General features: G+C 69.7%; 23 protein-coding genes. 9 read left to right on the top strand and 14 right to left on the bottom strand.

Annotated features, from left to right (window positions below):
• Positions 1-473 precede the first annotated feature (473 nt).
• From ACOQFR_RS00745 to ACOQFR_RS00765, 5 genes are read left to right on the top strand one after another with little or no spacing between them, the layout of a single operon-like run.
• Positions 474-773 carry a DUF705 domain-containing protein gene (locus tag ACOQFR_RS00745; protein WP_421377599.1) on the top strand — a complete coding sequence of 100 codons (300 nt, stop codon included), beginning with the start codon at positions 474-476 and terminating at the stop codon, positions 771-773.
• Between the two features lie 59 nt (positions 774-832).
• A complete protein-coding gene (locus tag ACOQFR_RS00750; protein WP_421377601.1) occupies positions 833-1,141 on the top strand; it encodes a hypothetical protein in 309 nt (102 codons plus the stop codon).
• Positions 1,142-1,153: 12 nt separating this feature from the next.
• Entirely contained in the window at positions 1,154-1,408 is a 255-nt protein-coding gene (locus tag ACOQFR_RS00755) for a hypothetical protein (protein ID WP_421377603.1), read from the top strand.
• A gap of 57 nt (positions 1,409-1,465) precedes the next feature.
• Positions 1,466-1,852: a DUF7079 family protein gene (locus ACOQFR_RS00760; protein ID WP_421377604.1), complete on the top strand. Its 387-nt coding sequence runs from the start codon at positions 1,466-1,468 to the stop codon at positions 1,850-1,852.
• A complete protein-coding gene (locus tag ACOQFR_RS00765) occupies positions 1,849-2,280 on the top strand; it encodes an Imm63 family immunity protein (RefSeq protein ID WP_421377606.1) in 432 nt (143 codons plus the stop codon). The genes ACOQFR_RS00760 and ACOQFR_RS00765 overlap by 4 nt, the downstream gene beginning before the upstream one ends.
• Positions 2,281-2,307: 27 nt before the next feature.
• Here the strand turns inward: ACOQFR_RS00765 and ACOQFR_RS00770 are convergent, their stop codons facing one another.
• The 5 genes from ACOQFR_RS00770 to ACOQFR_RS00790 all read right to left on the bottom strand — a co-directional run bounded on the left by ACOQFR_RS00770 (position 2,308) and on the right by ACOQFR_RS00790 (position 8,799).
• Positions 2,308-4,383, bottom strand: a complete 2,076-nt coding sequence (locus tag ACOQFR_RS00770) for a prolyl oligopeptidase family serine peptidase (protein ID WP_421377607.1) — start codon at positions 4,381-4,383, stop codon at positions 2,308-2,310.
• A 27-nt stretch (positions 4,384-4,410) separates the two neighbouring features.
• On the bottom strand, positions 4,411-6,222 hold the full coding sequence (locus tag ACOQFR_RS00775; RefSeq protein ID WP_421377608.1) for a hypothetical protein: 1,812 nt from the start codon (positions 6,220-6,222) through the stop codon (positions 4,411-4,413).
• A 15-nt stretch (positions 6,223-6,237) separates the two neighbouring features.
• Complete coding sequence (locus ACOQFR_RS00780; protein ID WP_421377610.1) at positions 6,238-7,143, bottom strand: ABC transporter ATP-binding protein; 906 nt, start codon at positions 7,141-7,143, stop codon at positions 6,238-6,240.
• A gap of 51 nt (positions 7,144-7,194) precedes the next feature.
• Entirely contained in the window at positions 7,195-7,605 is a 411-nt protein-coding gene (locus tag ACOQFR_RS00785; RefSeq protein ID WP_421377611.1) for a GntR family transcriptional regulator, read from the bottom strand.
• 252 nt (positions 7,606-7,857) lie between these two features.
• Positions 7,858-8,799: a class I SAM-dependent methyltransferase gene (locus ACOQFR_RS00790; RefSeq protein ID WP_421377612.1), complete on the bottom strand. Its 942-nt coding sequence runs from the start codon at positions 8,797-8,799 to the stop codon at positions 7,858-7,860.
• Between the two features lie 85 nt (positions 8,800-8,884).
• On the opposite strand from ACOQFR_RS00790, the gene aceK reads away from it, so the two are divergent.
• The gene (gene aceK, locus ACOQFR_RS00795) at positions 8,885-10,618 is read left to right on the top strand and encodes a bifunctional isocitrate dehydrogenase kinase/phosphatase (protein WP_421377614.1); all 1,734 of its coding nucleotides are present in this window, start codon (positions 8,885-8,887) and stop codon (positions 10,616-10,618) included.
• Positions 10,619-10,636: 18 nt separating this feature from the next.
• Here aceK and ACOQFR_RS00800 read toward each other — a convergent pair whose 3' ends face one another.
• Genes ACOQFR_RS00800 through ACOQFR_RS00810 form a run of 3 tightly spaced genes read right to left on the bottom strand, consistent with a single transcriptional unit; the run spans position 10,637 to position 13,182 of the window.
• Positions 10,637-11,431, bottom strand: a complete 795-nt coding sequence (locus ACOQFR_RS00800; RefSeq protein WP_421377615.1) for a thioesterase domain-containing protein — start codon at positions 11,429-11,431, stop codon at positions 10,637-10,639.
• Positions 11,424-12,848, bottom strand: coding sequence for a DUF2867 domain-containing protein (locus tag ACOQFR_RS00805; RefSeq protein WP_421377617.1), 1,425 nt, complete (start codon positions 12,846-12,848; stop codon positions 11,424-11,426). Before ACOQFR_RS00805 ends, ACOQFR_RS00800 begins: the two co-directional genes overlap by 8 nt.
• Before the next feature lie 19 nt (positions 12,849-12,867).
• A complete protein-coding gene (locus ACOQFR_RS00810) occupies positions 12,868-13,182 on the bottom strand; it encodes a metalloregulator ArsR/SmtB family transcription factor (RefSeq protein WP_421377619.1) in 315 nt (104 codons plus the stop codon).
• Between the two features lie 207 nt (positions 13,183-13,389).
• On the opposite strand from ACOQFR_RS00810, the gene katG reads away from it, so the two are divergent.
• A complete protein-coding gene (gene katG, locus ACOQFR_RS00815) occupies positions 13,390-15,588 on the top strand; it encodes a catalase/peroxidase HPI (RefSeq protein ID WP_421377621.1) in 2,199 nt (732 codons plus the stop codon).
• 116 nt (positions 15,589-15,704) lie between these two features.
• Here katG and ACOQFR_RS00820 read toward each other — a convergent pair whose 3' ends face one another.
• Both ACOQFR_RS00820 and ACOQFR_RS00825 read right to left on the bottom strand, forming a co-directional pair.
• Complete coding sequence (locus ACOQFR_RS00820) at positions 15,705-16,358, bottom strand: transposase (protein ID WP_421377623.1); 654 nt, start codon at positions 16,356-16,358, stop codon at positions 15,705-15,707.
• A 197-nt stretch (positions 16,359-16,555) separates the two neighbouring features.
• Positions 16,556-18,322 (bottom strand): acyl-CoA dehydrogenase family protein, encoded by a 1,767-nt coding sequence (locus tag ACOQFR_RS00825; RefSeq protein ID WP_421377624.1) that lies wholly within the window; start codon positions 18,320-18,322, stop codon positions 16,556-16,558.
• A gap of 289 nt (positions 18,323-18,611) precedes the next feature.
• Here ACOQFR_RS00825 and ACOQFR_RS00830 point away from each other — a divergent pair, with 289 nt between their 5' ends.
• Complete coding sequence (locus ACOQFR_RS00830) at positions 18,612-20,120, top strand: ATPase domain-containing protein (protein ID WP_421377626.1); 1,509 nt, start codon at positions 18,612-18,614, stop codon at positions 20,118-20,120.
• A gap of 10 nt (positions 20,121-20,130) precedes the next feature.
• Positions 20,131-21,687: a hybrid sensor histidine kinase/response regulator gene (locus tag ACOQFR_RS00835; RefSeq protein WP_421377628.1), complete on the top strand. Its 1,557-nt coding sequence runs from the start codon at positions 20,131-20,133 to the stop codon at positions 21,685-21,687.
• 335 nt (positions 21,688-22,022) lie between these two features.
• Here ACOQFR_RS00835 and icd read toward each other — a convergent pair whose 3' ends face one another.
• The 4 genes from icd to queF all read right to left on the bottom strand — a co-directional run bounded on the left by icd (position 22,023) and on the right by queF (position 25,168).
• Positions 22,023-23,351, bottom strand: a complete 1,329-nt coding sequence (gene icd, locus ACOQFR_RS00840; protein ID WP_421377630.1) for an NADP-dependent isocitrate dehydrogenase — start codon at positions 23,349-23,351, stop codon at positions 22,023-22,025.
• Positions 23,352-23,447: 96 nt separating this feature from the next.
• On the bottom strand, positions 23,448-23,798 hold the full coding sequence (locus ACOQFR_RS00845) for a YkgJ family cysteine cluster protein (RefSeq protein ID WP_421377631.1): 351 nt from the start codon (positions 23,796-23,798) through the stop codon (positions 23,448-23,450).
• 19 nt (positions 23,799-23,817) lie between these two features.
• Positions 23,818-24,327, bottom strand: coding sequence for a hypothetical protein (locus tag ACOQFR_RS00850; protein ID WP_421377633.1), 510 nt, complete (start codon positions 24,325-24,327; stop codon positions 23,818-23,820).
• 13 nt (positions 24,328-24,340) lie between these two features.
• A complete protein-coding gene (queF, locus tag ACOQFR_RS00855; protein ID WP_421377635.1) occupies positions 24,341-25,168 on the bottom strand; it encodes an NADPH-dependent 7-cyano-7-deazaguanine reductase QueF in 828 nt (275 codons plus the stop codon).
• Positions 25,169-25,265: the final 97 nt, after the last annotated feature.

Below are 25,265 nucleotides of genomic sequence, written 5' to 3' on the forward strand. Positions count from 1 at the left end.
TGGAGACTTACGCGTGTTGAAGTCTATTCTTACTTGGAAGAAGGCGCGGCGTTGCCGCCGTTGCCTTGTCATGGCCAATAGGCCTAACTAATCATTCAAGCCGACGCCTTCGGCGCGGCTTAACTTAGGCGTTAGGCGTCATGCCCCAGACTTGGTGGCTAGCTCTCGGTATAGCGGCACACACTCTGTTCGCGGTTCTCGCAATGGCTTATGCAGCACGCGCCGGATACACGCGCGCCCAGTACGGCGCCCAGGCGCTTCTGGCGGCCCTTGTTCCAGCGCTTGGCGCAATCATTGTCCTGTCCATGGCGAAGGATGCTATTGCAGCACCGCCGCCGCCCGACGAGTCTCGCTTTGACCGGAATTACACAGGTGAGGGCTAGATTGGTCGTCCTTGCCGGTGCATCATCTGGCCTAACCAATCATTCAAGCCGACGCCTGCGGCGCGGCTTAACTCAGGCGTTAGGCCTCAGATGAAACCGTATGTTGTATTCGTGGACGTCGACGACACCCTGGTTCGCTCCGTCGGAACCAAGCGCATCCCAATGCCTGCGGTTGTCGAGCAGGTCCGGCGCCTCCACGCCGCCGGAGCGACGCTGTTCCTCTGGAGCTCCGGCGGAGCCGACTACTGCCGCAACACGGCGCATGAACTCGGTCTCACTGAATGCTTCTCCGGTTTCTTGCCGAAGCCGACTGGTTACATCGATGATCAACCTGTCCAAGAGTGGCGCGACTGCCAGCATTTCTACCCAATGCAGGCAGCTGCGGCCTAACTAATCATTCAAGCCGACGCCTTCAGCGCGGCTCAACCCAGGCGCTGGGGGCCAAGGGAATGTTCTCGTTCTTCAAGAAGAAACAGAAGGCGGCCCAACCAGCCCCGGTAGTGGTTCCCCGCATCAAGCACAGGAACTTCCTGGCAGCCGTTGACGGAATCCCCGGAATGACAGAGTCGTCACGGCCTGTAACCGAGCCGCTGGCTGGCGATCTGTTGCTGACCTATGCCATTGATATCGGCCCCAGCTATCTGTCGGTCACCCCCGCGAATCTGCAGGAGCACAATCTGCAGCAGACCCAGCTGCGACCGTTGGCTGAAGCCAATGGACTGCTTGCGATGCGGAACATGCAGGTCAGGACGGACTGAACCATCCACGAGTTGACTGCTCCGGACAACATGGCCGCGTGCGCCATCCTGTATCCCGAACTTTGGCAACAGATCGAACAGGAAATGGGCGGCGCCCTTGTCGCCGCCTTCCCGCATCGTGATTTTGTGCTCTACGCGTTGGCGGACTCAAATGGCATCGCGGCACTCACCGAGGTCTTGAGCCAGGTCAACTTTGATGAGAACCATGCTTTGTCCAAGCTCCTCTATCGGCCCGCCCCCGGGGGTTGGCAGGTGGTCGCTCCCTGACCCTTCGTTCATGCCGACGCCTGCGACGCAGCCTGGATGAAAGCGCGGAGACGCTGCATGCCGCTCCCAGCAGACGAACTGGAACTTCGCCGGCCTGTCTGGATCGCCCTGAGCGATCTGTACCTCGATACAGAACCGGATTGGGCAAGCGTCGCCGAAGTTTGCTCACGCTCGCCCTTCCAGATCGAAGAACTGCAGCGCATCCTCTTCGACGAAGTCCACCCCGTCGTCCATTGGAACCTGTATGCAACCGCCGGAGTATGGGACGGCTTCGACCCGGACTGGCTCGTGGCATCGATACTCGCGCGCTGTCGCAAGCCCTGGTGGCGCCTACCCTGGCCGGAAGGACGCCGATACCCTTGGCGTGTCCTGAAGCCGCTGATTCTGTCAGCGCGTCAATGCAGGTCCGGTGCCAGCCTCCGCGGCGCCCGGAGCACGCCATGAATGCCACCGGTCTCGATCAACTGCAGTCCAGGTACTCCGCCCTGCTGCTCCTGCTTCCGACCGCCGGCGCTGTGCCCCATTACCAGTCGCGCCTGCCGACGCGCCCGACCAACAACGGCGATGCCCACGTCGAACGCCTCGACGGCGCACTCCACTACGTGGTGACCGAGCGCGGCGCCGAGCTGCACCGCCGCGTGGCCCGGGACGAAGACGAGCTGCTGTACTGGCTGATGGAAAATGTCACCTGGAGCCTCAGCAACCGCATGAGGCAGCCCTGGCTGTCGCGCCTGCTTGGAAGGGATCCCCGCCGCCATCGCTTCGCCACCCACGTCAAGCTGCTGGAAACACTGGATCCTTCGTGGGCCGACCGGCGAAGGCGTCACCACGCCGAGCTACTCGAGCGGTATCCTTTCCGCGACAGGTCCTGAGCTACCCAACAGGTCCGGAGTGCCCGGCTATCGCAGCCCGGTCCCCGACAGACGCAGGTACTGCTGCAGGTGACGTTGCAGTGCCGCATCCGCCGGTTCCGGCGCGGGCCCGCCCAGGGTTTCGTGCAGCATCCGCTCCATCAGGAAGTAGTAAGCCTCGCGCGAACGATCATCGGCAATGCCGTGGTCGGCGTCCTCGTCCACGAACAGGCTCACATCCTTGCCCAAGGTGCGCAGCAGGGCGGCGTAGTGGGTGACGCCGCGGATCGGCACGCGCTCGTCCTGCCCGCCGGCCAGGATCAGCACCGGCCGATGCAGGGCCGCGGCATTCGCAGCCGGCGACTGCGCCGCCAGTCGCGCCGCCAGCGCCTCATCGGTCGGGTCCAGACCCAGGTGCCGCATGCTGTCGGCCATCGGGATGCCGGGGAACATCTCGTGCCCCGAGCCCAGGTATTCGCGCAGCACGAAGCTGAAGTCCGCCGGCGGCACGCCCGCCACCGCGACCCGGAACAGCTCGGGCTGGAAGGTCACGCCCAGCAGCGCCGAATACCCGCCGAACGAGGCGCCGGTGATGCCCACGCGCTGCGCATCGCCGATGCCGTTGGCCAGCAGCCAGCGCGTGCCTTCGACGATGTCCTGCTGCACGCGGCCATTGCCGAAATCACCCTTCGACGCCAGCACGTAGTCGCGGCCCAGTCCGGTGGAGCCCCGGAAGTTCGGCTGGAACACCACGTAGCCGCGGTTGGCCAGCAGCTGTGCATCGTTGCTGAAGTCCGGTCGCACCAGGTTGAACGGCCCGCCGTGCACACTGACCACCAGCGGCGCCCGCGCCACGTCCACGCCCGGGGGCAGGGTGACGAAGCCATGCAGCACGCGGCCGTCGGAAGCCATCCAGCGCATCGGCCACTTCCGCGCCATCACGGATTCCTCCGGACGCAGCTGGGGCTTGCCCTGGAACACGAAGCCCGCATCGGCCAGCACTTCGGTCAGCGCGCCCTGCGCATCGGCCAGCCACCAGCGCTCGCCGCGCAGCGTGTCGCCGCGTTCGCGCACCAGCCAGCGTGCCACGCCCGGGTCCACGCTCAGCGAGCGGCCCGGCCGCTGCCGCTGGATCGCCGCCAGACGCGCCGCGTCCGCGGGTTCCAGCGCATGCAGCTGCGCGACGGTGCTGCGGTAGCCAACGAAGCGAGGCCGTCCATCCCGCGGATCCAGCCGCACCTCGAACACGTCCGCTTCGCCGCGCGGGTCCTCGTGCACGCGCTCCAGCCGGCCCTGCGCGTCCAGAAGCAGCAGCGCCGTGCGGTCGCCGTCGGCATTGCCCGACAACCACAGCCCATCGCCCGCGGCGTGGCCGAGCAGGCCGCAGCGCCGCATCTGTGCGCAGCGCAGCACCGGCTGCCGCGGGATCGCATCGGCATGGCGATACAGCACGTGTGCATCGCCTTCGGCCAGCATCAGCCAGGCCAGCTTGCCGCCCGGCCCGATGGCGGCATCCACGATCGGATGCACATCCTCGTGCAGCCGCGTCTCGCTGCCGTCCACGGCCACGCGCAGCAGGCGCCACCGGCCTTCAGCGCCGCCGTTGCGCGCGGGCCGCTCACGCAGCAGCACGGCGGCAGGCGTCATCGGATCCACCCACAGGAACTCGCGCCGCGTGATGCCGCCAAGCGCGGTCACTTTTCCCGCGCCGCGCTGGCCCGCCACGCCGATCACCGCCAGCTGCCGGGGCCCGGGCAGGAACAGCCAGCGGCTGTCGGCTGACCACGCCAGTTCGGCGGCGTCGGTGCGCGGCAGCACCACGCGTGGTTTGCCGTCCGGCAGCGCCTGCAGCCAGAGCGTGCGCCGGCCGTTGCGCTCGTGGATCCAGGCCAGGTGGTCACCGTCCGGCGACAGCGCCACCGCCTGCACCTGGGCCTGCGCCAGGAAGGTGGCGCGCGGCACGCGCGGCGCGACCGGTCGGGCCCGCTCGCTGGCGACGGCCGCGCGCAGCGCAGCGGCCTCCTGTGCCATCGCGCCCGGGGATGCCGCGCCGGCGGATGCCGCCAAAAACAGGGATGCCAGGGCAGCCGCCCCCGACATCCGGAACAGGATCCGGACGATCATCGACACACTCCTGGATGGAAGGGGACCTCAGGCCGGCGCGGGTGCGGCCGCTGCAGACGCTTGCATCGATTCGCGCGCGGGCACGGCCAGCCACAGCGCCATCAACGCGGGAACGCCGACCAGGGCGCAGGCGACGCACCACGCGATGCGGCCCGGCATACCCAGCGCCGTGCGCCGCACGTGCCAAACCGCGACCAGCAGCGACATGCCCATCAACACACCTGCAAGCCAGCGCACCACCGAAGGCCGCGGCGGCGGCGCCTGCGCGTGGCCCGGCTGGTAGGGCGCGAACAGGTGCCGCAAGGCGCCCAGCCCCTGGTCGATCACCGGCGACATCCACCACGTGCGGCCGGTGAACACCGGGCCGTAGCCGCTGGCCAGCTCGCGCCGCGCGACGAGCTCGAGCCCGCCCTGCGGATCCACGCGCACCAGCTGCTGGAACGAGTGGCCCTGGCCGTTGTGGCGCCCGCGCGTCATCGTGAACGACACCAGGTGGCCCTCCAGCAGCTCCATCACGTCCACGCGCGTGAGGTTGCCGGAGGCACCGGGCAGCGGCACGCGCTGCCGCGTCGTCAGCGGCGCGCTGTCCAGCGACAGCGGGCGTGCGTCGTACAGATACAGCGCGCGGTCGCTGAGCACCGCCAGGCGCTCGCCTTCAAGCTGCACGCCGGCGATCACTTCGCCCTCGGGCAGCGACAGCCGCGGCAGCACGCGTTGGGTCTCGCCGTCGAACGCATGCAGCGTGTGGCGGCCGACCAGCAGCCCGCCCGGCCCGGGCAGCGGCGGCGACGGGAAGCGCGCCTGCCCGTCGACGCCGAGTTCGCCAATCGCCTGCTTGTCCGACAAGCGGTACCCCACGAAGCGGCCCAGGTCGTGGCTGAAGACCCAGCGGATGCGCCGCTCGTCGTCATCGAACTCCATCGGCGCGCGGTTGCCCAGCTCATGCCACACCGGCGTCACCGGAATCCCGACGCCGAGCGTCAGGATGTCGGAAATCGCGGCCTGCTCGCGCCACAGCGGTGCCTCCGCAGCGGCGCTCGACTGCAGGCCCCACACGATCAGGTCCGAACCCTCGGCATTGTCGGCCTGCTTGGCGCTGCCCGCGGGTGCGCTGGGCAGGTTGTTCGGATGCGACCCCTGCGCGATCCACAGCAGCTCGAAGCCGAAGCCGGCCATCACCAGCGCCAGCCACATCGCGGCCTGCAGCGGCGCGGCCAGCAGCACGCCGGCGGCACCGCGCGGCGCACTGCCCAGGTCCGGCTTGAAGGCCGCCAGCGTCAGCGCCAGCAGCCACGCGATCACCAGCCCCTGCAGCGCCAGGAAGGCCATGCCGGTGGCATACGCCGCCGGCAGCAGCGCCAGGAACACCAGCGGCGCCACGGCGGTGCGGCGCGGCACCAGCATCGCGCCAGCGCCGGTGAGGTAGCCGATCAGCGCAATGCCGAAGCCCGCCACGCAAAGGCCCACGTGCCGCAGGTCCAGCACGCGCGGCGTCATCAGTTCCTGCCACGCGGCCGTGGCCAGCAGCGGCAGCAGGACGGCGATGGCCAGCAGCGCGGCGCCGGCCGCCAGCAGGGCCAGCGCGATGCGCCAGTGCGCCAGCGGCTGGTGCAGCAGGTTCAGCCAGGCATTCGGGCGCCGGTAGCCGCCCATCTGGAACAAGCCCAGCAGCAGCCCGGCCAGCGCCTGCACGGCCCCGATCACGAAATAGACCTCGTCGGGCTGCTGCGCCATGTCCACCACGCGGGTGAAAAACAGCAGCACCAGCAGCAGCCCGGCCGCGTACAGCAGCGACCAGGAGAAGAAGCGCCGGAACTCGGCCTTGAAGATATCGAACATGGCGTGGGTCCCGGGTCAGGCGGCGTGCGGCGCCGCGTGGTTCTTGGCAAGGAAGCCGTTGACCGCGCGATCCAGTCCCACCGGCATGGTGTTGATGGAACGCGCACCGGCGGCGCGCAGGAAATCGGCGAAGCCCTCGTCCTGGTCCAGCACCAGGTAGTGGTGCAGCCCGTCCAGGCGCTGCACCTGCAGCAGGCCCGGCACGGTGCGCGGGTCGGGGCCCTTGAACGGCACGTCGGCGACCCAGTAGGAGACGCGCGCGACGAAGTCCTCGGGCGGCGACATGTTCCGCAGCTCGCCCTGTTCCAGGATGATCAGGTTGTCGGCGACGCGCTCGATCTCGTCCATCTGGTGCGAGCAATAGATCACCGTGCAGTCGTCGCTGAGGTTGCTGTACATCAGCGCCTCGAGGAAGGCGCGCTTGGCCACCACGTCCAGGCCCAGCGTGGGTTCGTCCAGCACCAGCAGCTCGGGGCCCTGGGCCAGCGCCAGCGCCAGGTTGAAGCCGGCACGCTCGCCGCGCGAGAGCTGCGACACCTTCTGCGACGGCACCACGTGGTAGTGGCCCAGCACGTCGTCGAACAGGCCCTGGTTCCAGCGCGGATACAGCCGGCGGTGCGCGGCGGTGATGGCGTCCACGCGCATCCAGCCGGGCAGGGTGTGCTCTTCGTTGACGAAGCCGATGCGGCCGCGGTCTTCGGGCGTCAGGCGCTGGCTGTCGCGGCCCAGGATCTTCGCCTCGCCCGCGGTTGGCGGCAGGAAGCCCAGCAGGATGCGGAACAGCGTGGACTTGCCGGCGCCGTTGGCCCCGACGATGGCGTGGATGCGGCCGCGCGGCACCGCCAGGTCGAGGTGGCGCAGCGCCAGCTTGCTGCCGTAGCGCTTGCTCAGGTCGCGGGTCTGGATGACGAAGTCGGACATGGGAATTCCAGGAAGAAACGTCGACGCCGGATGCGGCGCCGCGGTCAGGCCTCAGGCGGTTTTTTTCGGCGCGCAGGCCTGCAGCTCAAGGTCCAGGCGGGCCAGCACTTCGTCGGCGGGCAGGTCCAGCGCCACCACGTCGTGCACGAAGCGGCTGACCGCCTCGTCCAGGCGCTTGTCGCGCTCGGCGCGGCTCAGGCGCTGGCGCGGCGGCGCGACGAACAGGCCCAGGCCCTGCCGCGATTCCAGCCAGCCTTCGGCGGTGAGCTCGGCGTAGGCCTTGGCCACGGTGTTGGGGTTGATGCCCAGCTGCTGGGCCAGGCCGCGCACGCTGGGCAGCTGCTTGCCCAGCGCCAGCTCGCCGGTGGCCACCTTCATGCGCACGCCGTCGACGATCTGCCTGCTGATCGGGCGGGCGTCGCCGGTGGCGATCTCGAGCATCAGGGCTTGGGTACGGGCCATGGCGGGTCCTGCTGTACTGTGTGTGCTAGTACAGTACGGACACCTTGGTGGGACTGTCAAGCGGACCCGTGTTCGCCTGGGTCCGGCGCCGTCGGCAGCGCGCAAGCGAAGGTCACTTCCTGCTCAGCAAGGCCTTTATTTCGCAGGAAGTGACCCTCGCATCCGCGTCGTGCCCGGGCCCGGATCCAGCACCCAGGCAAAAAAGAAGCCCTCCGCGAGGGAGGGCTTCGGTGCAGCGGACTCAGGAACGCGTCATTCGGCCGGGGCGGCGTCGGCCTTGGGCTTCACGAAGCGCAGGGTCATGCGGTCGCTTTCGCCGATCGCGGCGTACTTGGCGCTGTCGGCGGCGTCGTGGTTGTTGCCCGGCGGCAGCGTCCAGACGCCATTCGGGTGGTCCTTGGTGTCGGCCGGATTGGCGTTGATCTCGCTCTTCTCTTCCAGCGTGAAGCCGGCGGCGGTGGCGAGGCCGATCACGTAATCCTCGGGCAGGTAGCCCGACTCCTTCACTTCCTCCAGCGTCTTGCCGGCGGCCGCGCGGTGTTCGACCACGCCCAGCACGCCGCCCGGGGCCAGCACGTCGTAGAAGCCCTTGAACATCGCGGCCTCGTTGCCGGCCATCACCCAGTTGTGCACGTTGCGGAAGGTCAGCACCACGTCGGCCGAGCCGGGTTCGCCAAATACCGGAGCGGCGGGATCCACTTCGACCAGGGTGGCGTTGCCGTAGACATCCGCGCGCGCGGCCAGCTTGTCGCGCAGCTTCTGGTTGCCTTCGGCGTAGTACTTGGCGGCGCGCTCGTTGCCGGCCTTGGCCGGGTCGTTCACCGCGCCGACGTAGCGGCCCTTGCCCTGGGCCAGCGGCGCCAGGATTTCGGTGTACCAGCCGCCGCCCGGGCTGATCTCGATCACGCGCTGGCTGGCGCCGACGCCGAAGAAGGCCAGGGTTTCGCGCGGGTGGCGGTAGCCGTCGCGCGCGGCGTTCTCGGGGCTGCGCCAGTCGCCGGTCAGGATCGCGTCCAGCGGATCGGTCTGGGAATTGCGCAGCGCCGCCTCGTCCGCAGCGGCCTGGTCGGCGGCGCTGGGCAGCGCCTCGGTCTCGGCCTGGGTGGCCTCGGCGGGCGCTTCGGCGGCGGGTTTGCACGCGGCCAGCAGCACGACGGCGAAGGCGAGGGCGAGCGGGGTCAGGGTGGGACGCATGCGGACGGCTCCGGTTCGGATGGGTGGCCGCGAGGCTAGCATGCAGGGCCGTTAATTTTCCGTGCCGCTGTGCTTAGATGCGGGCATGTCCCAGGTCCCCGCCCGCGCCGCCGATCCCGCCCAGGCCGAGGCCGTGGCCGCCGCGCTGGTGGACCGTTTCGCCGACTACAACACCCGCTTCGGCGCGATCACGTGCCGGGCCCAGCAGCGCTTCGAGGCCCGCGACTGGGCCGGCGCCCGCGCCGACGCGATCGAGCGCATCGGCCTGTACGACCGCTGCGTGGCCGAAGCGGCGACCTGGCTGCAAGCGCACCTGGGCGAGCGCTCGCGCGACCGGCCGCTGTGGCGCGCCGTGCGCGACCGGTTCGCGGTGCGGATCGCGCCGCTGCTGGACCAGGAGCTCAACAAGACCTTCTTCAACACCCTGACCCGGCGCTTCTTCCGCACCCGCGGCGTGGATGCCGAGCTGGAGTTCATCGCGCTCGACATCGAGCCCACCGACCGCATCACCCATCCGGTGGCGCGCCACAGCCACGCCATCGGCGACACGCCGGCCGCGGGTTTCCGCCAGGTGCTGGAGGCGTTCCGGTTCAACGTGCCCTGGGCCCGCATCGGCCACTGCGCCGGCGGCCTGGCGCGCGTGCTGGACGAGCGCCTGCAGGCCTGGGGCGAGCGGCCGGTGCGCGCGGTGGAGCTGCTCGACACCGTGTTCTACCGCGAGCGCCGCGCCTACCTGGTGGGCCGCGTGTTCGGCGAGTCGCGCTTCGCGCCGCTGGTGATCGCGGTGGTGCACGGCGAGCACGGCCTGGAAGTGGACGCGGTGCTGACCGAGCGGCCGCACGTGGCCCAGGTGTTCGGCTTCACCCAGAGTTATTTCCACGCCGACCTCGCGACGGTGGGCGACGCCGTGGTGTTCCTGCGCAGCCTGCTGCCCGACAAGGCAGTGGACGAGATCTACACCGTGCTGGGCCGCGCCAAGCAGGGCAAGACCGAGCGCTATCGGCACTTCTTCCGCCACCTGGCGCGCAGCGGCGGCGAATTGCTGCGCCATGCCGAGGGCGAGCGCGGCATGGTGATGGCCGTGTTCACCCTGCCCTCGTACCCGCTGGTGTTCAAGCTGATCCGCGACCGCTTCGCGCCGCCCAAGGACATCGCGCGCGAGCAGGTGCAGGCCAAGTACGACCTGGTGTTCCGGCACGACCGCGTGGGCCGGCTGGTGGATGCGCAGGAGTTCCGCTGGCTGCGCTTTCCCAAGCGGCAGTTCACGCCCGAGCTGCTGCACGAGCTGCTGACCGAATGCCGCGAGACCGTCAGCGACCTGGGCGACGACGTGCTGGTGCACCACTGCTACCTCGAGCGCCGCCTGCGTCCGCTGAACCTGTTCGTGCGCGAGGCCGCGCCCGAGGCCGCGCTGGCCGCCGTGCTCGACTACGGCCAGGCGATCAAGGACCTGGCGCGCAGTGGCATCTTCCCCGGCGACCTGCTGCTGAAGAACTTCGGCGTCACCCGCAACGGGCGCGCCATCTTCTACGACTACGACGAGCTGTGCCTGGTGGGCGAATGCCGGTTCCGCCGCGAGCCCGAGCCGCGCAACGACGAGGAAGAGATGAGCGCGGGCGCCTGGTACCACGTGGGTGAGAACGATGTCTTCCCGGAACAGTTCCCACGGTTCCTCGGCCTGCCGCCGGTGCTGCGCGCCGCGCTGCTCGAGGCGCACGCCGACATCTTCCGCGTGGCGTGGTGGCAGGACCTGCAGACGCAGCTGGCCGCAGGTGCCTACGCGGACGTGGCGCCGTATCCGGAATCGGTGCGGCTTTAAGGCCTGCGTGGGCCGGCGTCAGTCCCGCCGGTTCAGCGTCTCGGCGATCATCCGCCACACCGTCGGATTGAACACCAGGCCCAGGTGCGCGGCGTCCACGTCGATGTGGCGCACGTCCGGGCTGTGGTGGTCGCGGGTGGCGGCGTGGCCGACCACCGCATCGGTGGGGCTGGTGATGGCGGTGATGGGCGCGCGGATCGGCCGCGACTCGCGCCGCGCCACGCCGCGTTCGATCCAGTCCAGGTCCATGCCGCGGCCGCGGAAGAAGGCCGCGGCGCGCGTGTATTTCGGACCGCCCTGTACCGGCGTGCCCAGCGTGATCACTTCCTCCACCAGGTCGGGCAGGTCGCGCGCGACCTCGCGCGCCACCACGCCGCCCAGGCTCCAGCCCACCAGGGTCAGCGGACCGCCGCCCAGCTCGCCATGGCGACGGCGCACGCGCTCGACCATGCGGTCGCACAGCATCGGCACCGAGGCTTCGTTGCGGTAGGTGGCGATCGGCTCCACCGCCCAGCCGGGCGAAAGATCAGCCAGCGTGTGCCGGATGTCGATGCCGGCACGGTTCAGGCCCAGGCCCCAGCCTTCGACGTGGTGGCCCAGCTTGGCCAGGTAGCGGCGCAGGGGCCAGGTGGCGCGATCGTCGGCACCGAAGCCGGGCAGCACGATGATCTGGCGCGGCCGCCGCGCTCGGGCGGGGCCGGCGGGCAGCAGCAGGGGCAGGGTCATGCGCGCCGCGTCCAGCAGCGCGCGGGTTTCGCGCCAGGCGTGCGACGCGCTCGGGCCGGCCAGCGGCAGGGCGTCGCGCTCAGACATGCGCGGGCGCCAGCACGGCCAGTGAGGGCTGCGCGTGCACGGGCAGGGTGGCCAGTGCATGCTCCACCGCGGGTCGCAGCAGGGCCGGCGAAATGTAGCGTCGGTGCGCGCGGTCGATCAGCGCCATGTACACGCGGCCGAAGGTGTTCAGGCACTGCACGCGCGTGCCCAGCGTCACCACCACGTCGCCCGAGGCCAGGACTTCGACGCCCACGCAGCTGCGGAAGCGCAGGTGCCGGTCGTCGGCGCCCAGCAGCACCTGGGCCCGGCGGCCGTCGGCCGACACGCGCTGGTCGAGCACCGGGAAACGGCCGGCGAAATACTGCGTCGCATCGCGCGACAGCAGCGACGAAACGGGACAGCCCAGCGGCGAGGTGCGCAGGCGCAGCGGCTTCACCAGCACGTTGCGGGTGGCCATCATCCAGGCCACGGTGACCGGGCGGCGCTCGAGGAAACCTTCCAGCACGGAAGCCAGCAGCACCGGGGCGGGCAGGGCGGGCAGCTCGCCGCGCTCGACCGTCAGCGCGCAGCTGTCCTGGTGCCGCTGGCCTTCGGGCAGATGGTCGCGCAGCAGCGAGTCCCGCGGCGGCTCGGCGAGCGCGCGCACCGCACGCCGGGCCGGGCGATCCGACTGGAATCCGCCCGCGCCCTGCCACTGCGCCAGGCGGCCACGGATCGGTCCGGCCAGCCGTCGCGCCTGCGCGCACAGGGTGGACAGCAGCGATTGTGGCGGCGCCTCCAGCGACAGCGCGGTGGTGTGCACCGCCTCCGGCGCCAGCGTGTCCAACAACGCCTGCACTGCGGGCGGCAGCACCTGGGTCAGCGTCGGGATGTCGGCGGCATTGGCGGCCACGCGGGCGCGCACGTCTTCGGGCAGGTCGCCGCCCAGCTCGTTGGTGTGGCAGGAGATCGCGAACAGGGCCGGGCTGTGCGCCTCTGCGCGCAGCGGCAGGAACTGGTGCCAGGTGCCGCCGCCGAAGCGCACCGTGAACAGGCAATCGGGCGGAATGTGCACGTGCCGCAGCGCGCGCACGAAGGCCCGCGGGTCGGCCGCCACCTGCGCATCCGACGCGGTCGAGAAGCGCAGGCGCGCACCGCCGCTGCCGGAAATGGCGGTGAACACGCGATGCCCCGCGTGCCGGTGGAAGGGATGCCCGGTCGGGCCCACCGCGAAGGTGTAGAGCGAACTGGCGTCGCCCCGTTCCAGGTCCATCGCGCCGATGCGTACCGAAGGTTCGTCCAGCGCATCCACGAACGCGGCATGGCCGCGCTGGCGCCGGCTGGCCGAGTGCACCAGCGCATCACCGCCGCCCACGCCCAGCTGGGCGATCAGCGACACTTCGATCGGCAGACCGCCGGAAGCGGACGCAAGGGTGACGCTGGGAAAGCTGGCGACCTGCTGCAGGATGTCGTCCATGCCGCACTCCGGGGAAGAATCAGGGGGAAGGTTTGGTCCTGGCGCGGGTGCGGCTCTCGCGCTTCAGCGGGCCGGCGACCGGACACACTTCGGCCGCCCACGACATCAGCGTGTTGGCCAGGCGGTCGGGCGCCTGCCGGAAGAACACGAACTGGCCACGCTTCTCGCGCAGCACCAGGCCGGCGTCCTCGAGCACGCGCAGGTGGTTGGACAGTGCCGGCTTGCTGAAGTCGAAGCGCGAGCCGATCTCGCCGGCGGTCAGTTCGCCGTCGCCCAGGTAGGCCAGGATCTGCCGGCGGGGCGAAGAGGCGAGGGCTTCGAAGATGCGGTCCATGGCGGCCGGTAGTTAATGAAGTAATTAAATACTTCACCAATCGCGGGCCGCGGTCAAGCGGCGGGTTGGCGGCTCGCGATAGCCAGCCCCTATCGAACGCATCCGAAACATTCATTACCCAATGTCATCGGGCGGGCCTAAGGTTGAGGTCCGCCGCGGCCGAAGGTTCGCCGTGGCCCCGTCCAGCCGCCAACCAGGGAGTCAGCCATGAACACCGAAGCCAAGTGCCCGATGTCGGGACAAATCGCACCCCGCGCCCGCACGAATGCCGACTGGTGGCCCAACCAGCTCAACCTCGGGATCCTTCACCAGCACTCGCCGCGCGCGAATCCGCTGGGCGAGAAGTTCGACTACCGCAAGGAGTTCAAGACGCTCGACCTGGACGCGGTGGTGAAGGACCTGCACGCGCTGATGACCGACTCGCAGTCCTGGTGGCCGGCCGACTATGGTCACTACGGCCCCTTCTTCATCCGCATGGCCTGGCATGCCGCGGGCACCTATCGCATTTCCGATGGCCGCGGCGGTGGCGGCACCGGCGACCAGCGCTTCGCGCCGCTCAACAGCTGGCCCGACAACGGCAACCTGGACAAGGCGCGTCGCCTGCTGTGGCCGATCAAGGCCAAGTACGGCGCCAAGCTGTCCTGGGCCGACCTGTTCATCCTCACCGGCAACGTCGCGCTGGAGTCCATGGGCTTCAAGACCTTCGGCTTCGCCGGTGGCCGTGCCGACATCTGGGAGCCCAATGCCGACGTGAACTGGGGCGCGGAAGCCGAGTGGCTGGCCAGCAGCGACAAGCCCAACAGCCGCTACTCGGGCGAGCGCGAACTCGCGAACCCGTTGGCCGCCGTGCAGATGGGCCTGATCTACGTGAACCCGGAAGGCCCGGACGGCAATCCCGACCCGCTGGCCTCGGCGCGCGACATCCGCGTCACCTTCGCGCGCATGGCCATGAACGATGAAGAGACGGTCGCGCTGGTCGCCGGCGGCCACACCTTCGGCAAGGCGCACGGCGCCGGCGATGCGTCCCTGGTGCAGTCCGAACCGGAAGGCTCGGACGTGGCCAACCAGGGCTTCGGCTGGATCAGCACCTACGAGAGCGGCATGGCCGGCCACACCATCACCAGCGGCATCGAGGGTGCGTGGACGCCGACGCCGATCACCTGGGACAACAGCTACTTCGAGACGCTGTTCGGCTTCGAGTGGGAGCTGACCAAGAGCCCGGCCGGCGCGCATCAGTGGAAGCCCAAGGGCGATGCCGGCCGAAACGTGCCCGATGCACACACGCCGGGCGTGTTCCACCAGCCGATGATGACCACGGCCGACATGGCCATGCGCATGGACCCGGCCTACGAAAAGATCTCGCGCCGCTTCATGGAAAATCCGGCCGAACTGGCCGATGCCTTCGCGCGCGCCTGGTTCAAGCTGACCCATCGCGACATGGGCCCGCGTGCGCGCTATCTGGGCAAGCTGGTGCCGAAGGAAGTGCTGATCTGGCAGGACCCGGTGCCCGAGGTGGACCACCCGCTGGTGGACGCCAAGGACGTGGAGGCGCTGAAGGCCAAGGTGCTGGCTTCGGGCCTCACCGGGCCGCAGCTGGTGGCCACGGCCTGGGCCTCGGCCTCGACCTTCCGCTCCAGCGACAAGCGCGGCGGTGCCAACGGCGCCCGCATCCGGCTGGCGCCGCAGAAGGACTGGGAGGCCAACCAGCCCGCGCAGCTGGCGAAGGTGCTGTCGGTGCTGGAAGGCATCAAGAAGGATTTCGACGCGGCCGCCGGTGGCGGCAAGAAGGTGTCGCTGGCCGACCTGATCGTGATCGCCGGCAACGCGGCGGTGGAAGCGGCGGCGAAGAAGGGTGGGCATGAGGTCACGGTGCCGTTCGCGCCGGGCCGTACCGACGCCAGCCAGGACCAGACCGACGCCGAGTCGTTCGCGCCGCTGGAGCCGCAGGCCGATGGTTTCCGCAACTACGTCGCGGCCGGCTTCAAGGGTTCCGAGGCCGAGGCGATGGTGGACAAGGCGGCCCTGCTGGGCCTGAGCGCGCCGGAGATGACCGTGCTGGTGGGCGGCCTGCGCGCGCTGGACGCCAACGTCGGCGGCGCCCGCCACGGCGTGTTCACCGACCGTCCGGGCACGCTGAGCAACGACGTCTTCGTCAACCTGCTCGACATGCGCACCAAGTGGACGCGCTCGGCCGCCAACAACGACGTGCTCGAGGGCCGCGACCGCAGCACGGGCGAACTGCGCTGGACCGGCACCGTGTCCGACCTGGTGTTCGGCTCGAACTCGCAGCTGCGCGCGCTCGCCGAGGCGTATGCCGCCAGCGACGCCTCCGCCCGCTTCGTCAACGACTTCGTCGCCGCCTGGACCAAAGTCATGAACGCCGACCGCTACGACCTCCTCGCCTGACGACAAAATCCGGGGTCAGAGTGCGTTTATCTTCTGGCCCCGGAACAGCGGGAAGACCAGCACGGAAAGGGCGACGCATGGTTGCGTCGCCCCCTCGTATCGGGCGTATTGCCAGCTCAAGCAGGCTGCGCGGCCAAGTCCCGCAGCCTCGCCACGAATCCCGCAGAGCCCAAGGGCTGCTGGCGATGCACATGCTCGCGGATCTGCTGCAGCTGGTCGCCGTCGAGCGGCTCATCCACCAGGGCCGCATAGGCCGCGCAACGCGACGGCGTATCACGGCCCAAGGCAAGGTACATCGGATGCGGCGACAACAGCGCGTCTTCCGCCCCCTGCGCATTCGCGCCATAACTTGACCAAGGCCACAGCGCCGGCGTCGCGGCCATGCCCGACCGCACCGGGTTGAGCTCGATGTAGCGATGGCAGCGGAAGAAGTAATCGTCGGTGTCCACGGCGCCGGCGCGGAAACGGCCCTGCCAAAGCGTTCCGCAACGGGCATGGCGGTCATTGAACCAGCGCACGTAGCGCCGGCCCAGCGCCTGCATCAGGCGGCTCACGTTCCCCCGCTCGCCCGGGGTGAGCAGCAGGTGCACGTGGTTGCCCATCAGCACATAGGCATGGATGGCGCAGTGCGATTCGCGCGCCAGGACGCGCAGGTCGTCAAGGTAACGACGGCGATCGCGGTCATCCAGGAAGCAGGGCTGGCGATCGTTCCCGCGCTGGATGACGTGCAGCGGCATGCCCGGCAGGAGCAGGCGGGGTCGACGGGGCATGGCCTGGCTCGGCTTTCGGTGACGGCCGCAGGTTGCCCGACGCGCTGCCCCGGCGGCATAGGATTTCAACGCGCGGAAGGTGCCGGGTTTTCTTCCCTATGGCGCGGTGCGGGATGACGGACGGATCGCAGGCGTCGGGAGGAAGGCATGTAACCCCCGGCCCGCCGAAGTTAAATGCACTCTGACCCCGGATTGGGTCAGATGACGTCCCAGGGGTAGTTGCCGGTGGCGATGATGGCGCCCGCGATCGATTCCACCGCCGCGTCCTCGTTGTGCTCGAAGCCGCGCAGGTTGCGCGCCATGCGGCGCCGCGCCTGGCGCGTGAACGTGCGCGCCATGTCGATCACCAGCGCCTTCTTGTCCGGCTCGGACTCGACCAGCGACTGCGCCCGCGACAGCACGCACAGGCCCACGAACAGGTCGATCACCAGGTCGGCGATGCGCTTCTGCACGTGCTGCTGGTCGGCAATCTTCTTGCCGTGCCGGCGCAGCACCGCCTCGGCGGCGCCCGCGAGCTGGCTGGCGTACTTTTCGTAGACCTTCGCCAGCGGCTGCAGCTCGGGCGCCAGCTGGTGCAGGATGCGGTCGGCGCCGAACCCGGTGGCGCGCGCGAACCGGCGCTCGGCGTAGCCGGTCAGCACGCCGAAGCCCTTGATCGGATCGTTGAAGATCGAGTTCACCGCCGACTGCAGCTCGCCCAGCGAGGCGCCGACGCCCTTGAGTCCCGACAGCGCGATGTACAGCCGCAGGATCTCGTTGGTGCCCTCGAAGATCGGCAGGATGCGCGCATCGCGCGCGAAGCGCTCGTACGGAAACTCCTTCATGTAGCCGTTGCCGCCGGCGATCTGCAGCGACTCGTAGGCCGCGCGCTGCATGGCCTCGCTGGCGAAGACCTTGCTGATCGCGGCCTCCACCGAATAGTCGCCGTGCCCGCTGTCGATGAAGTGCGCCACCATCCACACCGCGCTCTCGGCCGCGAAACAGTCCACCGTCATCTGCGCGATCTTCTCGCGCACCAGCCCGAACTCGGCGATCGGCGTGTCGAACTGCTTGCGGTCCTTGGCCTGCGCCACCGAACGGCGGATCAGCGCCTTCATGCCGCCCACCGCGCCGCCGCCCAGCCCGGTGCGGCCGTTGTTGAGGATGCCCATCGCCACCTTGAAGCCCTTCCCCACCTCGCCCAGCACGTTGGCGGCGGGCACCTGCACGTCGGCGAAGGCGACCGTGGTGGTGGACGAGGCGCGGATGCCCATCTTGTCCTCGTGGTGGCCGTGGCTGACGCCGGGCCAGCCGGCCTCGACCACGAAGGCGGTGATCTTGCCGGCGTCGCCCTCGGTGCGGGCGAACACGGTGTACAGGTCGGCGATGCCGCCGTTCGTGATCCAGATCTTCTCGCCGTTGAGCGTGTAGCTGCCGTCGCCGTTGGCCCTGGCACTGGTGCGGATGGAGGCGGCGTCCGAGCCCGCGCCCGATTCGGTGAGGCAGAAGGCCGCGATCATCTCGCCAGTGGCCAGCCGCGGCAGGTAGCGCGCCTTCTGCTCGTCGGTGCCGAACAGCAGCAGGCCCTTCATGCCGATCGAGCTGTGCGCGCCGATGGTCAGCGACACCGAGCTGTCGTGCGCGCTGGTCTGGGCCAGCACGCGCGCGTAGGCCGCGTTGGACAGCTCCAGCCCGCCGTGCGCCTCGGGAATGATCAGGCCGAACAGGCCCAGGTCGCGCAGGGCCTGGATGAATTCGGGCGGCTGGCCGGCGGCCTTGTCCCAGGCCGCGAAGTCTTTCTCGTGCCCGTCCAGGAAACGGTCGATGGCGTCCACCATCATGCCCAGCATATCGCGATCGCGGTCGCGCATGCGCGGGTAGGGGAACAGGTTCTGCTCCAGGATCTCCCCGAAGACCAGGTTCTTGGCCACGCTCTGGTCCGGCAGCATGCCCGTGCCGCCGCTGTCGCCCGCAGGTCCGTTCATGCCCCACCCCCTCCGTAATCCGGGGTCAGAGTACGTTTACCCGCCGCCGCTCCGCCACCTCGGGCCGCGCCGCCTTCGCGGGAAGCCTTCATGAACACGGCCCAACACGGTGCCCGTCAGGGTCAGGTTCCATTCCGGTAGCTGGCCCCGCCCTGTACGGAAAACCCCGATTTCGCGCCGCTTTGACGCATCCGGCCCGGCCCGACACCACCATGTCACCACGCGCCATTCCCGGCGCACCCTGCTGCCCGCCGCCGCTGCGCGCCGGGCCAGAGCCCTGGAGACGCCTATGGAACTGCCTCGCGCCACCCGACCTACCACCCCGCTGCCGCTGGTCGGCACCGGCGTGCCCGGCCTGGACAATGTCCTGGGCGGCGGCCTCACGCCCAGCCGCCTGTACCTGATCGAAGGCACCCCGGGCGCCGGCAAGACCACGATCGCACTGCAGTTCCTGATGGAAGGCGTGCGCAAGGGCGAGTCGGTGCTCTACATCACCCTGTCCGAGACCGACAGCGAGCTGCAGGATGTCTCGCGCTCGCACGGCTGGGACCTGACCGGCATCCACATGCGCGAACTGCTGCCCAACCAGCTCAGCCTGCGCCCGGAAGACCAGTACACCATGTTCCATCCGTCCGAGGTGGAGCTGGGCGACACCACGCTGCGCATCCTGGCCGACGTGGAAAAGCTCAACCCCACCCGCGTGGTCTTCGACTCGCTGTCCGAGCTGCGCCTGCTGGCCGGGAACTCGCTGCGCTACCGCCGCCAGATCCTGGCGCTGAAGCAGTTCTTCTCCGGCCGCACCTGCACCGTGCTGCTGCTCGACGACCTGTCCGGCACCAAGCACGACCTGCAGGTGAAGAGCATCGCCCACGCCGTGCTGCGGCTGGAGCAGCACGTGGCCGACTACGGCACCGCGCGCCGCCGCCTGATCGTCGAGAAGTACCGCGGCCGCGACTACCGCGGCGGCTTCCACGACTACAAGATCACCCACGGCGGCCTGGTGGTGTTCCCGCGCCTGGTGGCGGCCGAGCATTTCTCCGACCGCATCAACACCGTCATCCCCAGCGGCATCGCCGAGCTGGACGAGCTGATGGGCGGCGGCGTGGAGTGCGGCACCAGCACGCTGTTCGTCGGCGCGCCGGGTACCGGCAAGTCCACCGTGGCGGTGCAGTTCGCGCTGTCCGCCGCCAAACGCGGCCAGCACTCGGCGCTCTTCATTTTCGACGAGAGCATCAACACCCTGCGCACGCGCTGCGAAGGCATGGGCATGGACCTGGGTCCGTACCTGGACTCGGGCCTGATCAAGGTGCGCCAGGTGGACCCGGCCGAACTCTCGCCCGGCGAGCTGATCCACGAGATCCGCCACGCCGTGACCGAGGACGAGGCGCGCATCGTCGTGATCGACAGCCTCAACGGCTACCTCAACGCCATGCCGGACCAGCGCTTCCTGGTGGTGCAGCTGCACGAACTGCTGACCTTCCTGGGCCAGTCGGGCGTGGCCACGCTGCTGATCGGCGCCCAGCACGGCCTGATCGGCGCGCAGCTGCAGGCGCCGGTGGACGCCAGCTACCTGGCCGACAGCGTCGTGATGCTGCGCTACTACGAGGCCGAGGGCGAGGTGCGCCAGGCCATCTCGGTGATCAAGAAGCGCGGCGGTGCCCACGAGCGCAGCATCCGCCCGTTCCTGATGACCCGCGATGGCATCACGGTGGGGCCGACCCTGCGCGGCTTCCGCGGCATCCTCACCGGCGTGCCGCTGCCGATAGCCGAAGACTCCCGCAGCCACGGACTGGCATGAAGGATCCAGGATGAACCTTGAAAACCGCGTCCTGCTCAAGACCACCACGCCGCGGGACGCCAGTCTCGCGGCCGCGGTGCTCTCGCGCGCCGAGATCGAGTCGCAGACCTGCGCCGGCGTGGCCGAACTGGCCACCGAGCTGCGGGCAGGCGCGGGTGCGCTGCTGGTCGCGGAGGAAACGCTGGCCGACCCGGCCTTCCGGCTGGTGATCGACCAGCTGCAGGCGCAGGCACCGTGGTCGGACCTGCCGGTGCTGATCCTGGCGCGCACCGGCGCCGATTCGGTGACCATCATCGAGGCGATGGAACAGCTGGCCAACGTGACCGTGATCGAGCGGCCGCTGCGCATCTCGTCGCTCGTCACCACGGTGGCCAGCGCGCTGCGCGCGCGCAGCCGTCAGTACCAGATGCGTGCGCTGCTGCAGGGCCTGGAGGAGGCCGACCAGCGCAAGACCCAGTTCCTGGCCACGCTGGCGCATGAGCTGCGCAACCCGCTGTCGCCGCTGACCACGGCCCTGGCCCTGGTCTCGCGGCCCGACACGCCGCCGGAGGAAGCCAAGTCCTACTACGACATGATGCAGCGCCAGATCGACCACATGGTGCGGCTGATCGACGACCTGATGGAGGTCTCGCGCATCACCCGCGGCAAGGTCGAACTGCGGCCCGAGCCCCTGGGCCTGGGGCAGGTGATCAACGACGCCATCGACCTGAGCCGCCCGCTGCTGGACGCGGCCCGGCACGAACTGCGCGTGGACGTGCCGCCTGGTGACTGGACCGTGCACGGCGACGGCGTGCGCCTGACCCAGGTGTTCGCCAACCTGCTCAACAACGCGGCCAAGTACACGCCGCCGCGCGGCCTGGTGGAGATCAAGGTCGAGCGGGCGGGGCCGATGGTGCGCGTGCGCGTGCGCGACAACGGCGCCGGCCTGCCCAGCGACATGCTGTCGGCGGTGTTCGGCATCTTCGTGCAGGTGCCCGGCACGTCGCGCGTGGCGCAGGGCGGCCTGGGCATCGGCCTGACCCTGGTCAAGAGCCTGGTGGAGCTGCACGGCGGCACCGTGCGCGCCGCCAGCGAGGGCCTGGGCAAGGGCACCGAGCTGATCGTCGAGCTGCCGCTGGCCGCGATGCTGCCCGCCGCCAACGACCCGGTGATGGGCGTGCCCACGCGCGCCAAGCCGCTGGTCGAACGCATCCTGGTGGTGGACGACAACCGCGATGCGGCCAACTCGCTGGCCGCCCTGCTCGAGGCCCTGGGCGCGTCGCCCTTCGTGGCCTACGACGGCCTGGACGCGCTGGATATCGCCGCCCAGGTGCGGCCCACGGCGGCCGTGCTCGACATCGGCATGCCCGGCATGGACGGCTGCGAACTCGCGCAGCGCCTGCGCGGCTCCGCCGCGCACAAGGACATGCTGCTGATCGCCCTCTCGGGCTGGGGCCAGGCCGACGACCGCGAACGCATCGCCGACGCCGGCTTCGACCACCACCTGCTCAAACCCGCGGACGTCCCGCGCCTGGTCGCGCTGCTGACCGAGCCGCGGCATCTTGGCCATGCCAAGTCCCGGGCTTGATTGGGAAAAGATTGGCCGCGGATTTACGCGGATGGGCGCGGATTTTAAGAGCGGATTTTTGACGCGGATTGACGCGGACGAGCGCGGATAGAGCTAATTTGGGTTTGGGTTGGGATGCGGGGCGAGTCTTGCGACGATCCGTGCCCCCATCCCCGTATCGCATTGTTTGTCCTGTTCGCTCTATCCGCGCTCGTCCGCGTCAATCCGCGTCTAAAGCCCTTCCGCTCTTATCCGCGTCAAAAATCGCTCTCAAGATCCGCGTATATCCGCGTAAATCCGCGGCAAAAAAAAGGGGGCGCCGAAGCGCCCCCTCACATCACGCGACCAGGCAGCGGTCAGAGGTGACGGATCAGCTCGTCGGCGAATTCGCTGCACTTCACTTCGGTGGCGCCTTCCATCAGGCGGGCGAAGTCGTAGGTGACGCGCTTGCCGGCGATGGCCTTGTCGGTCGCCGCGATGATCGCGTCGGCCGCCTCGTTCCAGCCCATGTAGCGCAGCATCATCTCGCCCGACAGGATCACCGAGCCCGGGTTGACCTTGTCCAGGCCCGCGTACTTGGGCGCCGTGCCGTGGGTGGCCTCGAACACCGCGTGGCCGGTGACGTAGTTGATGTTGGCGCCCGGCGCGATGCCGATGCCGCCGACCTGCGCGGCCAGCGCGTCGGACAGGTAGTCACCGTTGAGGTTGAGCGTGGCGACCACGTCGTACTCGGCCGGACGCAGCAGGATCTGCTGCAGGAAGGCGTCGGCGATCGCGTCCTTGATGATCAGGCCCGCGCCCGGCTTGCCTTCCGGGATGACCATCCACGGACCGCCGTCGAGCTCGACCGCACCATAGAAGTCCCGGGCGACCTGGTAGCCCCAGTCACGGAAGCCACCCTCGCTGTACTTCATGATGTTGCCCTTGTGAACCAGGGTCACCGACTTGGACTTGTTCTGGATCGCGTAGCCGATCGCGCTGTGCACCAGGCGCTCGGTGCCCAGGTAGGACACCGGCTTCAGGCCCAGGCCCACCTGCACGGGCAGCTCGCGCGCCGGCGCGCCGATGCCTTCGAGCGCCTTGTTCCACTCGGCGTTCTTCTGCGCGGTGCCGAAGCGGATCTTGCCGAACATCTGCGGGAATTCCTTCTCCAGGAAATCCAGCACCTTCTGCGCGTCGGCGCTGCCGCCCTGCCACTCGATGCCGGCGTAGATGTCCTCGGTGTTCTCGCGGAAGATGGTCATGTTGACCTTGCCCGGGTCCTTCACCGGGCTGGGCACGCCCTTGAACCAGCGCACCGGGCGCAGGCAGACGTACAGGTCCAGCATCTGGCGCAGCGCCACGTTGAGCGAGCGGATGCCGCCGCCGACCGGCGTGGTCAGCGGGCCCTTGATGGACACCAGGTAGTCGCGGCAGGCCTGCACGGTGGACTCGGGCAGCCAGGTGCCGAACTTGTCGTTGGACTTCTCGCCGGCGTAGACCTCCATCCAGTGGATCTTGCGCTGGCCGCCGTAGGCCTTGGCCACCGCCGCGTCGAGCACGCGCACGCTGGCCGCCCAGATGTCGGGGCCGGTGCCGTCGCCCTCGATGAAGGGAATGATCGGGTTGTTCGGGACGTTGAGCTTGCCGCCCGAGATGGTGATCTTGGCGCCGCCTGCGGGCGCCGTAAGGATGGGGTCTGCCATGGATCCTCCGTGAGGGCCGCGGTCTTGCCGCCGCGGGCCGTGAAAACGCCAGCCATTGTCGCGGTTCCGCCCCCCGGGGGAAAGCGGCCCGCCGGCTCAGGTGCGCCAGTCGTCGAGCGTCAGCGGCGCCAGGCCGTGCAGCGCGCGGGCGCGGTCGCACTGCGGGCTGGCCGCGCCGTGCTCCCAGGCGGCGCCCAGTTCGCGGCAGGGCGCGGGCCGCGCGGCGTAGATGGTGCAGTGCGAGCGCCCGCCGACCTCGCCCACCAGGGCCACGCAGCGCACGGGCCGGGTTAGCGTGCCGTGCATCGCCAGCTCGTGCAGGCGCAGCGGGGTGGCCAGCTCGGCAGGCACGCCGTCGGGCTTGTGCGGCTGCGCCTCGGACCAGTGGAAGGCCACGCGGAAGGCGGCGCAGCAGGCGCCGCAGGACAGGCAGGGATGGTCGCGCATGCGTTCGGCGCGACGCCGGCTACTGGATGGTGAAGCCGCGGGTCTCGACCGCGCGCCCGTTGATCGAGATCGTCACCTGGTAGGCACCGGTGGGCCAGGGCTCGGGCTGGGCGATGCTGAAGGTGGTGACGGTGGGCGTGGTGGGGCTCAGGCTCTGGCCGGCCTTGGCCACTTCGGTGCCGTCGGCGGCGGTCCAGCGCGCTTCCAGGGTCAGGCCCTCGCTGCTGCCCACGCTGGTGACCGCGGCGTGGATCTTGTCCTTGGGGCCGAAGGCCTCGACCGGTTCGCGCACCTGGCCCTCGGCGTCCACCGCCTTGCCCAGGTGCAGCGAGGTGATGCGGAAATCGCCGGCCGGCATCGGTGGCAGTTCGGGTGGCGCGTCGGCCGGGGTGGCGTCCGCGGCGGCCGCCGCGGCCTGGGCCGACTCGGCGCCGGACGGACTGGCGCCGGCGGCCGGAGCCTCGTCCTTCGAACCGCAGGCGGACAGTGACAGGGTCAGCAGCAGGGCGGTGGCGAGGCGCAGGCGCATGGAAACTCCGGGCTTACTGGCGGGCGGTGCGAGGGTTGCCCGGCAGCGGCAGGCCCGGCGTGGCGCGGAAGGGATTGATGTCCAGGCCGCCGCGGCGCGTGTAGCGCGCGTACACGGCCAGGCGGGTCGGCGCGCAGTGCTGCATCAGGTCCATGAAGATGCGCTCGACGCACTGCTCGTGGAAGTCGCTGTGGTTGCGGTAGCTGACCAGGTAGCGCAGCAGGCCGTCGCGGGCGATGCGCGGGCCGGCGTAGCGGATCTGCACGCTGGCCCAGTCGGGCTGGCCGGTGACCGGGCAGTTGGACTTGAGCAGGTGCGAGACCAGCACCTCGTCGGTGCGGGTTTCCGCATCCGAAGACAGGAAGTCCGGGCGCGGCGGGCCGTAGTGGGTGATCTCGATCGGCAGGTCGTCGATCAGGTCGCCTTCAAGCGTTTCGATCAGCGCGGCATTGGCCGATGCGGCCGGGGTCAGCACCACGCTCACCGGCGCGCCGGCGGTGTCGGACAGGTCGCGGATCAGCTGCGCGCGCAGCGCGTCGGTATCGCTGAAGCGCGCCTGCGCATAGCTGCCCAGGTACAGCTTGAAGCTCTTGGACTCGATCAGGTTGGGCGAGGTGGCCGGCATGCGGAACTCGGCCAGGGCCACGCGCGGCTTGCCGCGCCCGTCGAGCCAGCTCAGCTCGTACGCATTCCAGAAATCCACGCCGACGAAGGGCAGCTCCTCGCCCAGGCCCAGGGCCTGGCGCTGCGTGGCGCGCGCGATCGGGAACAGCAGGGACGGATCGTAGTCGGCGCCGTAGCCGACCGGCTTGCCCAGGGGGCTGAGTTCGGGGGAGGTCATGGGCGGCATTCTCGCACGGCGGCCCGTCCCGCCGCCCGCCGGGCGGGTATGGCACGCGCCCTGGCCGTCCTGCGACGGCGCGTCAGCTGGGCGCCAC

Origin of the sequence: Arenimonas sp. MALMAid1274 (assembly GCF_049195245.1) — a bacterium.
In the GTDB taxonomy this organism is placed as follows: domain Bacteria; phylum Pseudomonadota; class Gammaproteobacteria; order Xanthomonadales; family Xanthomonadaceae; genus Arenimonas.